Here is a 14,813-nt window from a genome sequence, read left to right on the forward strand (position 1 = left end):
GGTTAAGAGATGATAATAGAATTCAGCTGTTGGTGATTGCAATTAGAAATTGCTTCCTGCTATGTTAGCTTAACCGCGCAACACCGTTTTTCTTCCGATCGACTTATAATAAAAACCTGTTCCTTCCACCTGCTCCATGCTGAACATGTTTCTTCCGTCGAAGATGGCTTTGTTGCTCATTTTCTTGGCCATCAGTTCGAAGTTTGGGTTTTTGAACTCGCTCCATTCTGTGGCAATGAATAGCGCATCTGCTCCTTCCAGTGCGGAGTACATGTCTTTGGCAAATGAAATTTTGTCGCCCAAAACTCGTCGTACATTTTCTTCGGCAATGGAATCGTACGCAGTGATTTCTGCACCTTTTTCCAGTAAAATTTTGATATTGTCCAAAGATGAAGCTTCTCTGATGTCGTCGGTATTTGCTTTGAAAGCCAGTCCCCAAATCGCGATTTTCTTGCCGTTGAGGTTGCCGCCGAAATATTTTTCAATCTCTGAAACGAGGATGACTTTTTGGTTTTGGTTGACATTTTCTGTGGCTTCAAGAATCTGGAAATCAAAGCCCTCCTGCTTTCCGGACTTAATTAAAGCTTTCACATCTTTTGGGAAACAGCTTCCGCCGTAACCAATTCCCGGGAACAGGAAACGGTGCCCGATTCTGTCGTCGCTTCCCATTCCGAGGCGGACTTTATCGACATCTGCACCCACTTTTTCGCAATAGTTTGCAATCTCGTTCATGAAGGTGATTTTCACCGCGAGAAAAGAATTCGCCGCATATTTGGTCAGTTCGGAAGACTTTTCATCCATAAAGATAATCGGAACTCCCGTGTTGGTAAACGGCTGGTAAATTTTCGACATAATGTCGCGCGCTTTTTCAGAGGAGCATCCCACCACAACTCGCGCTGGATTCATCGAGTCTTCAACGGCAAAACCTTCGCGGAGAAATTCCGGGTTGGAAACGACGTCGAAAGGAATCTGCGTTTTTGCGGAAATCGTTTCGCGAACTTTGTCTGCGGTTCCCACGGGAACAGTGGATTTATTGACCACCACTTTATATTCGGTCATCATCTCGCCGATGTCGGATGCAACTTTCAAAACGTAGGATAAATCTGCAGAACCGTCTTCACCGGGAGGAGTCGGAAGCGCAAGATAAATGACCTCGCTCTTGTCGAGGGCTTCCTTTAAATCGGTGGTGAAAAAAAGTCGCTGTGCCTGAATATTCCGAAGAAACATTTCCTCCAGATTGGGTTCGTATATCGGGACGATGCCGTTTCGCATTCCCTCCACCTTTTTCTCGTCGATATCGACGCAGAAGACGTCGTTTCCCAGTTCAGCCAAAGTAGTTCCGGTAACCAAACCTACGTAACCGGTTCCGACAATAGTAATATTCATCGATGTTTTTTTGAAATTAAACGACAAAAATAGTGAATTTTTGTTTTGAAACGTGGGTGCAGATTGGTGCAGGGTGCAATTGATGCAGGGTGTAGGGTGCAATTGATGCAGGTTGCAATTGGTGCAAGATGAAGGGTGTTTGAATTGTTGCAAATGTAACAGGTCATCATTCGTGAATTGACTCCGTCGAATCCTCGATTTCGTGGCGAATAGATATGGCATAATTTCACCGCAAAGACTTCAGCTTCGTTGCTCTTTATTTTAAGGTAGCAGAGTTTCATTCGCCATAGGCGAATTGATGAAGCGGGGAGTGAAAGCGCGATTCATTTTTCGTTTCTTGAGATTTTTTGCAGAAAATCCTAATCTTTGTCGTTAAATGAAATACTTTGTTGTCAACGGTTAACATTGATATAACAAAATGCAACCATTGCAACAATCTGCACCCATTACATCTTGCACCAAAATGTAACCCCACATTTTGTACTTAACACAGTTTTTCTTATCTTTGCACCGGATTTACGGAAAAGAATGAAAAGGCCTTCGCAAGAATGCCTTTTTTCGTAACCAAAATTCCCCTCTTTTCTTGGGGTGGTTTTAAGTTATAAAAATGGATTTCAAAAATAAAATAGAAGAATTACTGAGCGGCTTTCTTGCAGAGCGACCAGATCTTTTTTTGATCGATCTGAAGATTTCTGCAGGTGACGATATCACGGTGATTCTCGACGGAGACAACGGAGTTTCGCTTCAGGACTGCCTCGATGCAAGTCGCGCAATCGAATTCAATATGGATCGTGAGGAGCACGACTTCTCGCTTCAGGTAATGAGTGCAGGTTTGAGCGAACCATTGAGTTCACCGCGACAGTTCAGGAAGAATATTGGTCGTGAATTGGACATTTTAATGAATGACTCCACAAAAATCGAAGGCGAGTTGGCAAAAGTTGACGAAGATAAAATCACACTGATTCTCCGTTACAGAAAACCAAAGGAAATTGGGAAAGGAAAAGTAGATGTGGAGGAAGAAAAGGAAATCCCGTATTCCGAAATTAAGAAGGCGTTAGTGGCGATAAAATTTTAGAGAGCTGAGACAGGAGATGGGAGACAAGAGATGAGAGACAACGCTTATCGCCTATCGCTTATCACTAATAAATTAAGGACAACAAAATTTTAACAATAGATGATTTGGGATTTTTCACCCAATAGTTCATCAAATATCAATTATAAATTATGGACGGTTTAGCACTGATAGAAGCATTTGGCGATTTCAAGGAAGAAAAAAGCATCAGCAAAACAGAATTGATGGCGATTATCGAAGACTCGCTGAAAACACTTTTGAGAAAGAGATTCGATTCTGATGACCATTTTGATGTGATTGTAAATCCAGACAAAGGTGACTTCCAGATCTTTTTGAATAAAACCATTGTGGAAGACGAAATGTCTGAAGACGACGACCTGGAAATCGAAATCTCCGAAGCAAAAAAAATTGACCCGACTTTCGAGGTGGGCGAAGATTATACGGTAGAAATCCCGATCGAGCAGTTGGGGAGAAGAAGCATCCTGACTTTGAAGCAAATTTTGGCAACCAAGCTTCAGGAGCATAATAACGCGGTTCTTTATGAGCAGTTCCACGACAGAATTGGGGAAATCGTTGTTGGCGAAGTTCACCACATCCGTCACAAGCACGTGATCTTGTTGGATGATGAGGATAATGAGTTTATCCTTCCAAAGGAAAACCAAATTCCTTCCGACTTCTTTAAAAAAGGAGAAAACATCCGCGCAATTGTGGAAAGTGTTGATTTCAAGGGAGCGAAACCGCAAATTATCGTTTCCAGAACAGCTCCGAAATTCCTCGAAAAACTGCTTGAACTTGAAATTCCAGAAATTCAGGACGGAACCATCATGTTGAAAAAAGTAGTGAGAATTCCTGGTGAAAAAGCGAAAATCGCGGTGGATGCGTATGATGACAGAATTGATCCGGTTGGAGCTTGTGTCGGAGTAAAAGGTTCCAGGATCCACGGTGTGGTTCGTGAATTGAAAAACGAAAATATCGACGTGATCCAGTGGTCCAAAAACCCTGAAATCTTGGTAAAGAGAGCTTTAGGAAATGTGACCATTAACAAGATTGAAATCAACCCTGAAACGGAATATGCGTTGGTTTACACACCGGTTGATGAAATTTCCCGAGTGATTGGAAAGCAGGGGCAGAACATTCGTCTTGCTTCCTGGTTAAGTGGTTACGAAATTGACGTGTACAGAGAAACCAGCGAGGACGACGACGTAGAACTGAAAGAATTTGCCGGAACCGATGAAGGCGATATCGAGCAGTGGATCATCGATGAATTCCAAAAAGTGGGTCTGAATACCGCGAAAAGTGTTTTAGACAAAGACACAGAGGATTTGGTAAACATGACCGATTTGGAAGAAGAAACCATCGAGGAAGTAAAACAGATTCTGAGAGAGGAATTTGAAGACTAATATTTTATGAATGAGTTGAAGAAAAAGACTCATTGAAATAGCTCATTAATTTTCTTCCTTTTTGGGATGAGGTAAAGAAAATTTCTGGTTGGAAACACCCGCCAAATAAAGTATATCCCTGAGTAAAGTTAAAATATGTTAACTTTGCCGAAAATTTTAATAAAAGTATAGAATATACATGCCCAAAATTAGATTAAACAAAGCGTTAAAGGAATTTAATATTTCGATGAACCGTCTTGTGGATTTCCTGCAGGAGAAGGGGATCGAAGTGGAAAGTAACCCGAACGCGCAATTGGATGAATCGGCATATGCTGCTTTGGAAGCTGAGTTTGCGAAAGACAGCGAACAGAAGAAAGCTTCGCACGAGGTGGTGATTACCAAAGTTCCGGAAGAAAAGCTGGAGATCGAGCCATCGAGACCGGAAGTGATCCGTGCAAAAGCAAGCATTAAACCTGAAACAAAAGTTTTGGGCAAAATCGATTTGGATCCAAAAAAACCTGAAGTCCAAGAACAGCCAGAAGCGGCAGAACCTGTGAAGGAAACTCCGGCAGAACCTGTTCATGAAAAACAGGAATTCAAGGTTCTGGATAAGATTGACCTCTCCCAAATCGAGGGAAATAAGCCAAGACCGGCCAAAAAAGAAAAACAGGAAACTCCTGCTGCTCCGGAACCAACAACTCCGGTGGCGAAGGAAACTGCTCCTGAACCAACTGTAACTACTGAACCTGAAAATCAGGAACCTGAGAAAATAGAAACCGTTTACCAAAAATTAGACGGGCCGAAAATCTTAAAACAAACGGTTGACCTTTCCCAATTCAACAAGCCGAAAACAACCGGACCAGGTGCGAAGAAAAAAAGAAAGCGCATCGAAAAACCGGGAACGGCCGGTACGGGAACTCAGCAAAATCAAGGCGGACAAGGAAACAGGCCATCTGGACAAGGCGGAAACCGACCACATCAGCAACAGGGAGGAAATGCAGGCAGAAGAGGAACAGGAAGAAGGAATGCGCCGACAATGCCGGTAGAACTGACCGACGAGCAGGTTAAAAACCAAATTAAAGAAACCCTTGAAAAACTGACCAGCAAAGCAGGTAAAAACAAAGGGGCGAAATACAGAAAAGAAAAAAGAGTCTTCAGAAGAGAGCAGGACGAATTACAGCAGGAACTCGATGCAGCCGACAGAACTCTGAAAGTAACCGAATTTATCACCGTAGGTGAATTGGCAAGTTTGATGAACGTGAGTCCGACCGAAGTGATTTCGGCTTGTTTCTCACTCGGTGTGATGGTAACGATGAACCAGCGTTTGGAAGCTGATACACTGTTACTTGTGGCGGACGAATTTGGGTACAAAATTGAATTCGCCGATGCCGATCTGGAAGAATCAGTAGCCGAAGAAGAACCGGATGCAGAAGAAGATTTGGTTCCAAGAGCACCAATTGTGACCGTAATGGGACACGTGGACCACGGTAAAACTTCCCTTCTCGACTATATCAGAAAAACCAACGTAATCGCCGGTGAATCCGGAGGAATTACGCAGCACATCGGAGCATACAACGTGAAACTGGAAAACGGGCAGAGAATTACCTTCCTCGATACTCCTGGTCACGAAGCGTTTACCGCGATGAGAGCGAGAGGAGCGCAGATCACCGATATTGTAATTATCGTGATTGCAGCCGATGACGACGTGATGCCGCAAACGAAAGAGGCGATCTCCCACGCGCAAGCTGCAGGAGTTCCGATGATCATCGCACTCAACAAAGTTGACAAACCCAACTCGAATCCGGACAAAATTCGTGAGCAACTTTCCGCAATGAACATCCTTGTTGAAGAATGGGGAGGGAATGTGCAGTCACAGGAAGTTTCAGCGAAATTCGGTAACAATATGGACCAGCTTTTGGAGAAAGTTCTTCTTCAGGCAGAAATGCTCGAGCTGAAAGCCAATCCAAACAAAAATGCAAATGGTGTAGTAATCGAAGCATCCTTGGATAAAGGAAGAGGTTACGTAACTACAATGTTGGTTCAGGCAGGAACTTTGAAAGTCGGGGATTACGTACTTGCCGGGAAAAACCACGGTAAAGTCAAAGCAATGCTCGACGAAAGAGGAAAGCAGATGCAGCAAGCAGGACCATCGATTCCGGTAACCATTTTAGGGTTGGACGGTGCGCCGACTGCGGGAGACAAATTCCGCGTTTTCGACGACGAAAGAGAAGCGAAAACCATTGCGACAAAAAGAGAGCAGTTGCAGCGTGAGCAATCCATCAGAACCAAAAAACACCTTACACTCGACGAACTTGGAAGACGTATCGCACTTGGCGACTTCAAAGAACTTAACATCATCCTTAAAGGTGACGTGGACGGTTCGGTTGAGGCACTTTCCGATCAGCTACAAGGATTGTCAACCGAGGAAATCAGCGTAAACATCATCCACCAAGGAGTGGGTCAGATCACCGAATCCGACGTGTTATTAGCTGCAGCTTCCGACGCGATCATGATTGGCTTTAACGTAAGAGCCGGTGCAAACGCGAAAGATTTGGCAGACAAGGAAGAAATCGAAATCAGAACCTACTCGGTAATTTACGCGGCAATTGACGACGTAAAAGAAGCGATGGAGGGAATGCTTTCGCCGGAAATCCGTGAGCAAGTCATCGGTAATGTGGAGATCCGTGAAGTATTCAAGATTTCGAAAGTGGGGTCCATCGCCGGTTGTATGGTGCTTTCCGGAAAAGTGACCAGAAACTCCAAAATCAGACTGCTTCGCGACGGAATTGTGAAATTCGACGGCGAGCTCGAAAGCTTGAAACGTTTCAAGGACGATGTGAAGGAGGTGACCAAAGGTTACGAATGTGGTCTGAACATCAAAGGATACAACGATATCGAGATCGGCGACATTCTTGAGGTATATGAGGAAGTAGCCGTAAAGAAAAAGTTGAAATAAGACTTTAATGAATATAGAAAAGAACCTGCATTTTTGCAGGTTTTTTTATTTTGATGTAATTTATAATTATTCTAAATAGCAATTTTGAAATTGCGATAGTTCAATTTTTTATGCGGCTTTGTAACACAAAACAAAAAAGCAGATGATGTTTTTAAGTTTTTTTTAATTTAATAGTTTTTATAAATGTTAATGCCGCAACTTTATTGTAATCGTAAATAATGTTTTTCGGGCTGGAAACTTTGTCTTCTTAATTATTTTTAACATATTTGCGCGATAAATATTAAAATAGTGTTAATATGAACGTGAAATTAAAAGTATTAAGCATTGGAGCAGCTTTTTTTGCCGCCCAAAGTTTATCGGCTCAAGTCGATACGACGCGGGTTCAGCAAATTGACGAAGTTGTTGTAATCGGGTATGGAACCCAGAGAAAATCAGACGTTACTTCGTCTGTAAGTACGGTGAAGGGAGATGCAATCGCCAACTTGAATACGCCAACCTTTGAAGCTCAGCTTGCAGGCCGCTCAACCGGTGTACAAGTTGTAAACAGTACCGGTGATATTGGTCGTGCGCCAACTGTAAGAATTCGAGGGGTAAACTCCATTAGTTCTGGAACTGCGCCGCTATATGTAATCGATGGTGTTCCTATGTTTTCTGGTGATACTGGAGGTGGAAATACTTATGCCAACGCATTAGGAGATATCAACCCTTCCGACATTGAGACTATGACCGTTTTGAAAGATGGTGCTGCAACTGCAATTTACGGATCTCGTGCTGCGAACGGGGTAATTTTGATTACTACCAAAAAAGGTAGAGGCGGAAGATTCTCTGTATCATACAACAATCAGTTCAGTATTGCGAATGTCGTGAAGAAAATTGATCTTCTTCATACACCTGACTTCATAACCATCTCAAACGAAAAAGCTGCAGCAGCAGGGACAGTTTGGGCAAGAGGAAATGAATTTGACACCGATTGGCAGGGAGCGGTGCTGAGAACAGGTACTCAAACCGACCATTTCCTTTCAATGACTGGAGGACTTGGTAAAGGAAACTTCTATACATCATTAGGTTACACGAATCAAGAAGGGGTTATCATGCCAAATGGAATGGAAAGACTTTCTATCCGAATGAATGCAGACCAGAAAGTAACTGATTTCTTGAAATTGACCACCAATATGTCATATTCAGAAACTGAATATAAAGGTTTGAATAACAATTACAACGCGATTTCTGGTGCGATGTTCAGTGCGATCAGACAATTGCCGAACACGCCGATTTATAACCCTGCAACACCAACCGGTTATAACATCTATACGCAAGGTACAGTAAGCCGGGTGGGTCAGTGGCAAAACCTTATTCCAATCACTAGTGATCTTACAAACATTGCATATATAGTAAGAAATAACAAATACCAGTCAAATCTTTCTCGTTTTATCGGAAGTGTTGCTGCAGACTTAAAAATCACCAGCTGGTTAGATTACAAATTGCAGGTAAGTAAAGACCGTTCAGTTACTACTGGTTTCCTATACTGGAACAGGGTACACGGAGACGGTTTCTCAAGAGGCGGTTACATTGACAATAACTATTTGAATCTTGACCGTTGGAACATCCAGAATATTGCGACGTTCAATAAATCATTCAGTGACCATAATTTCAACTTAGTTTTGGTTAATGAATACCAAAAGCAAAGATCTACCAACTTCTACGCTGATGGACAAGGATTGTCATCCGATTTCTTTGGGGATATTAACGTAATTACCGGTTCTTATGGAACTCAGTATTCAGGCGGTGGAGCAGCTGAAAACGGGTTGATTTCATACGCAGCTCGTCTAAGCTATAACTTCGCAAACAAATATTTCATTCAGGGAACGATCAGAAGAGACGGTCTTTCTAAATTACCAACGGCTAACAAATGGGGTAATTTCCCAGGAGTTTCCTTAGGATGGACGGTGTCTAACGAAAGTTTTTTGAAAGGAAATACCACATTGTCTGACCTTAAGCTTAGAGCTTCTTACGGTAAAGTCGGTAATACCGAAATTGGAAACTATGCATATTTAGGTCTATATAGCCCATTCAAATATGCAGATTATAACGGAATTGGATATTCACAAGCTGGTAACGACCAGTTGATGTGGGAAACAAGTGCCAAGAAAAATATCGGGGCTGATCTCGGTTTCATGAACAACAGGTTTACTTTAACGGCAGATTACTTCATCAATGATAACGACGGATTAATCCTAGCAGTTCCTGTGCCTGGATTCTTGGGGATTCCTGGCGGTGTTGTAAACAAGAACATTGGTAGAATGCAAAACAAAGGTTGGGAATTCAGTGCAAATGCAGACATCTTAAAAGCTGAGAAATTCTCATGGAATCTTTCAGGAAACGTTACCTTTATTAAGAATGAGGTAATGGCGCTTGTTGATGGGAAAGACATCATTCAGTCACAATTTGGTGAAACTGCTTATTTGATCAGAGAAGGCGAATCGCTTAGATCTTTATATGGTTACCAATATTGGGGAGTAAACCCAGCAAACGGTAACCCTGTGTACTACAAAGCTGATGGTTCATTGGTGCAGGCAAATATTGCAAACCAAGGATACTACCTTTTTGATCCTGCAAACCCTGGAACACTGGGAGCTCAATCTTCCCTGACAAACAACGACAGACAAATTCTTGGAAATATCTTGCCAACGTACTATGGGGCTGTTAACTCCACCTTTAAGTATGGTAACTTTGATCTAGGAATCATGGCGAGATTCAGTGGTGGTAACCACATCTTCAATGTGTCGCGAAGAGAGATGCTGAACCAGGATTTCTACAATAACGGTACTGAAATTTTGGGTAGATGGCAGAGTGCGAGCAACCCTGGAGACGGCTGGACACCAAAACTACACGGAGGTCGTGGAAACTTCATCAACCTAAATGGTGTAGTTAACTCTCGATTTGTTGAGAAAGGCGATTTCGTGAAAATTGATAACATCACATTAGGATATTCACTTCCTACTAGTATGTTGTCGTCGGTTTATCTTACAAAACTCAGAGTGTACGGAGTAGTACAAAACAGCTTCATGTTCACAAAATACAAAGGAATCGATCCTGAAATGGAAATCAATGGTATGGACTATAACGCTGTACCAAGACAGAGAACGGTTTCTTTAGGTATCAATGCAACTTTCTAAAAAAAATCATATGAAAATACTTAATATTAAAAAGAAAACTCTTTTTATTCCTTTAATGGTTGCCTTAATGGCATTGACAGGGTGTACAAGAGAAAATGTACTCGAATTACAACCTTATAACCAGATCAGTGAAGATGCAGCTTTTTCAACTAAGGAAAATATCATCCTTTCGGTGAATGGTATGTATCAAGCGGCTCAGGTTGGTATGTATAACTTTGAGAACCCTTCTCAATCGGGAAGAGGGTATCTCTTTGGAGCTGCTATTTTCCAGCAGAACGATATGCGTGGGGAAGATATGGTGAATACAGCAGCTTTCTATGCAATTACCTATACAGGAACGTGGGATCCTTCAGGTGCCCTAAATACTGTTTATTACTGGGTAGATACCTACAAGTTAATCAACCGTGCAAACCTTGTAATCGAGGGGGTAGGTAAAGCGATTCAGAATGGTGTTATCTCTCAAGCGGAAGGAAACGACTATATCGGTCAAGCATTGTTTTTCAGAGCTTTCAGCTATTATGAATTGAACAATTTCTTTTCTAGACCTTACAAGCATACTCCTGACGCATCGCATATGGGAATGCCGTATCTATTGAAACCAAGCAACACTCTAGCGTCAATTGACGAGAATTCACAGATTGGTCGTGGATCGGTTGCTTCGAACTATGCTCAGATTATTGCCGACCTTGATCAGGCGGAATCTTTGACGGCTTCCAAAACAACCAGATCTGTAAAGAATGGTATTGTGTATGCGTCTAAAGAAGCAGCTATCGCTTTGAAAACGAGAGTTTATATGACCAAAGGTGACTATGCTAAAGTGATTACTGAAGCTAACAAACTAAATGGACTTTATACATTGACAGCTGATCCAAACGGACCATTTGCGAACAATTATGGAAATACTGAAAGTATTTTCTCATTAGAGAATTCTGCAACAAACAATCCGGGGGTAAACGGAGCGTTGCCTTCACAATACAACGGTAGAGCGCTTATCGCGGTAAGCCCCATCATCTGGAATCAGCCAGGATGGTTGGCAACCGATAAAAGAAGAGGACCTAACTTGATTAGAACAGTGACTAACGCTGCATCGCAGCCACAATTCTTACTGACAAACAAGTACAAGGACACTTCGACTTTGACCGATGCGTCGCCACTTATCAGATATGCTGAGGTATTATTGAACAGAGCAGAGGCAAAAGCAAGATTGGGGGATGCTACCTATTTGGCAGATCTAAACGCTGTGAGAAACAGATCTCTTGCAAATCCTGCAACGGAGCAGTATACTGCTTTTAATACTGCTGCGGATGCTGTGAAAGCAATCCTTTTGGAAAGAAGAATCGAGTTTCTTGGCGAAGGTCAAAGATGGAACACCATTCAGCGTCTCCAACATGATGATCTCGCACCAATTGCTGGAATTCCTGCGAAGTACCGTAACGGACAAAACCCTACATGGGCTGACTATCAAATTGGAACACCTTATGTGATCAAACCAACTGATGTGCCTGCAATTCCTTATTCTGATTTCAAATTTGTTTGGCCAATTCCAACAATTGAAACCAGCTCAAATCCAGTTCTTGCTGCACAGCAGAACCCTGGTTATTAATTTAGATATCAATCAAAACGAATATCAATTAAATTTTTTACAAACCGCGTCTTCTGGCGCGGTTTGTTTTTTTATTTGGTGGGCTGGCTCCTATTGCCTCTTTTTGGGAATAATTCTTGCCGTCTTCGATCAGTTCAAATTTTACAAAATTTCCTCTGTTTTGGTAAAGATGCGCTAAAGAGTTCAAAAAAATGTTCCATATCTGCAAATTCAAGTTGCATATCTTAAAAAAAATCAACATATTTGTCGCATTAAATATTAAATAGTGTTAATATGAATGTAAAATTACGAGTTTTAAGTATGGGCGTTCTGTTTTTTGCAGGCCATACAGTGATGGCTCAAAAAGCAAAGAGAGATACAGCGACTAAAACTACTGAGATTCAGGAAGTAGTCCTGATCGGTGGTATCAAGCTGGATCCCGCACAGAAAGTGGGTTCATATAATGTGGTTTCCAAGGCGAATTTCGAATCTACTCCGTTTTCATCAGTGGATGAGGTATTGAATGGTCGTGTTGCCGGGCTCAACTTTTCATCTGCTAGTGGTGACCCAGGTTCCTCCAATATGATTACGGTGAGAGGGGTGAGTTCAATGATTGGAACACCAAACCCGCTTTATGTGATTGATGGTGTGGTAGTTGGAAAAGGATCAGATAACGCATCCATGATGGAGTCCTGGAACCCGCTTTCTTCAATTGATAACAATGCAATTGAAAGTGTTTCGGTGCTGAAAGACGCATCCGCAACTGCACTGTATGGCTCCAGAGGTGCAAACGGTGTGATTTTGATTACCACAAAGAAAGGAAGGTATAACCAGAGAAGTAGATTCGAGTTTTCTACAGAAACAGGAGTGCAAAGCCGTGCGCATGATAAAATGCAGTTGATGAACGGTGACGAATATTTGAAATATGGGGGGATTTTGATGTGGAACTCGCAAGGAACGGCTGCACTTCCAGGTGTCACTTTCAATACGCTGCAGGACGCAACTGATTATTATTTGAATAATTATATTCCGGATACGGAGCCGATTAAGCAAAGCCGTAATTTTACTAACTGGACAAAAGAAGTCAACAGATCTACTTCGATGGTAAACACGTATAACTTCGCGGCAAGCGGAGGTGGGGAGAATACTTCTTTCCGAATTGGAGGATCTTATTATCAAAACGAACCTTTGGTAAAGTCATCTTCATTTGACAGAATCAGTGTGAATACGGCGGTAGATCATAAAGCTTCTGATAAACTGAAATTTGGTCTTAATTTGAATTATTCAAATATTAAAAGAAGGACCTATTTTGGAGGTAGAGCTTCTGCTAACCCGGTTACTTCTACCATTATGCTTTCACCATGGAGATCAGTATATATCGACGGAAAATTCAACCAGGAATCGTGGCCGCTTGATGCTAATGAAATGACGAAAGGCTTTAACCCAGTATCTATTCTTCAGAACACTGGCCAAAAATCAAGTATCAACTCCATCATCGGATCTGTTAATATGGATTACCAGTTTGTGAAAAATGTTTACTTTAATTCACTTTATGGTGTTCAGGCACAATTTATGAAAGAACTGCAGTGGGGAGCAAAAGGACATCCGGTTTATATTGGAATGACGGACGATCAAGGTTTTCTTGGTGATGCGCGAACCACTATCCTCGACTGGAACTGGTCCAATACCTTAAGTTACCGTAATGTTTTCGCAGGAAGACACGACCTTCAGGCGTATTTGGGAATGGAATATCAAGACCATTATTACGATAATCTTTACGGATTTACTTTAACCATGAATGATCCAAGACCATATTTTGGTTTTGCGGACAATCAGCGTTTGTCCAACATAGATTACAGATGGAAGCAGATTTCCTATTTCTCGCGTTTGAACTATACACTCGACAGAAAATATACCCTTTCTGCACAGTTTAGAAGGGATGGTAACTCTACACTGGGAACAGAAAAATTCGGTAATTTTTGGTCAATCGGAGGTTCATGGAATGTGATGAACGAAACATTTGCACCAAAAGCTTTTTCAACATTAAACCTGCGAGCAAGCTACGGTATTTTAGGAAATATACCTTATGCTGATCAATGGGGATTACAGTATAATGCATATCCAACTCTTACTTATAATTCTACCGGTGGTTGGGGTGAAACAAGTGGGAATGGAGGAATTGGTTCCCCAGGAAACCCAGGCTTAGGTTGGGAAGAAGCAGCACACCTTGATGTAGGAGCAGATATTGGTTTCTTTAATGACCGTCTTAAGTTTTCAATGGATTATTATGATAAGCTGACAAGTAAGGCGATTTTCGAGATTTATCCTGCTTTAGAAGCAGGAGGACCTAACTCTTATTTTGGAAATGTAGGAGACATCCGCAACAGAGGTTTTGAAATGGTAATTGATGCTATCCCCGTAAGAACTGACAACTTCAGATGGTCAATCAATGCTAATGGATCCTATGGTAAATCTATTGTAGAAAAACTTAACGTGGATTTGGTTGAATTTGGTGGTGATACCTCTGATGGAAGTAATGAGTTGGTTGCAATGGCTCCGGGACATCTGTTAGGAGAATATTATACATGGTTATGGGCGGGTGTAGCTCAGCAGGACGATCCTAGTAAAGGAATTAAAGCTGGGGACGCTCTGTGGTATACAGACGGAACCCAGACCGATGTTACCAATGTTAAAACACAGGCAGAAAAAGCTTGGATGGGTAAAAACGCATTCCCGACTTATAATGTTGGTTTAACAAATGAATTCAAGTATAAAAATGTAAGTTTAAGCTTCATGCTTTCTGGTCAGTTCGATTTTTATGTACAGAACGGGGTACATTCTTATACCATTCACGATGGACGGTTCCCGAACAGAAACCAGATTACAGATGCACTGTATGATAGCTGGACAGATGCTCCGGGCGCAGAAAACTACAGCCAGAATAATCCAAAAGCAATTCTCAACAACCCAAGTCAATCAAGACTGGAATCATCAAGATTTATCAATAAAGGTGATCATATCCGATTGAAAGAAATGCGTCTTGCTTATTCTTTCGGTAGCCAGTTTAAAGAAGCGACCGGGCTCAACAATCTTACCGTTTATTTAAGAGGAACTAACTTGTTGACATGGGTTTTCGATAAAGATTTGAATTATGATCCGGAATCAACTTCCAACTCCTGGTCATGGGTAGGAAAAGGAAGATATTGGTATTCTTCACCGGTACTCAAAACTATTTCTATGGGAATTCAAATCGGCTTCTAAT

7 protein-coding genes are annotated in these 14,813 nt (G+C 41.8%); 6 read left to right on the forward strand and 1 reads right to left on the reverse strand.

Annotated features, from left to right (window positions below; genetic code table 11):
* Positions 1-69: 69 nt before the first annotated feature.
* The gene (locus MTP09_RS01680; RefSeq protein ID WP_243550050.1) at positions 70-1,386 is read right to left on the reverse strand and encodes a UDP-glucose dehydrogenase family protein; all 1,317 of its coding nucleotides are present in this window, start codon (positions 1,384-1,386) and stop codon (positions 70-72) included.
* A 607-nt stretch (positions 1,387-1,993) separates the two neighbouring features.
* Here MTP09_RS01680 and rimP point away from each other — a divergent pair.
* From rimP to MTP09_RS01710, 6 genes are all read left to right on the forward strand, one after another.
* Positions 1,994-2,461 (forward strand): ribosome assembly cofactor RimP, encoded by a 468-nt coding sequence (gene rimP / locus MTP09_RS01685; RefSeq protein WP_243550052.1) that lies wholly within the window; start codon positions 1,994-1,996, stop codon positions 2,459-2,461.
* A gap of 149 nt (positions 2,462-2,610) precedes the next feature.
* Entirely contained in the window at positions 2,611-3,858 is a 1,248-nt protein-coding gene (nusA, locus tag MTP09_RS01690) for a transcription termination factor NusA (protein ID WP_243550054.1), read from the forward strand.
* Positions 3,859-4,036: 178 nt separating this feature from the next.
* A complete protein-coding gene (infB, locus tag MTP09_RS01695; RefSeq protein WP_243550056.1) occupies positions 4,037-6,793 on the forward strand; it encodes a translation initiation factor IF-2 in 2,757 nt (918 codons plus the stop codon).
* Between the two features lie 296 nt (positions 6,794-7,089).
* Complete coding sequence (locus MTP09_RS01700; protein WP_243550058.1) at positions 7,090-9,969, forward strand: SusC/RagA family TonB-linked outer membrane protein; 2,880 nt, start codon at positions 7,090-7,092, stop codon at positions 9,967-9,969.
* Positions 9,970-9,979: 10 nt separating this feature from the next.
* Positions 9,980-11,572, forward strand: coding sequence for a RagB/SusD family nutrient uptake outer membrane protein (locus MTP09_RS01705; protein WP_243550060.1), 1,593 nt, complete (start codon positions 9,980-9,982; stop codon positions 11,570-11,572).
* A gap of 273 nt (positions 11,573-11,845) precedes the next feature.
* A complete protein-coding gene (locus tag MTP09_RS01710; protein ID WP_243550061.1) occupies positions 11,846-14,812 on the forward strand; it encodes a SusC/RagA family TonB-linked outer membrane protein in 2,967 nt (988 codons plus the stop codon).
* Position 14,813: the final 1 nt, after the last annotated feature.

Origin of the sequence: Chryseobacterium suipulveris, assembly GCF_022811685.1 — a bacterium.
In the GTDB taxonomy this organism is placed as follows: Bacteria; Bacteroidota; Bacteroidia; order Flavobacteriales; family Weeksellaceae; genus Kaistella; species Kaistella suipulveris.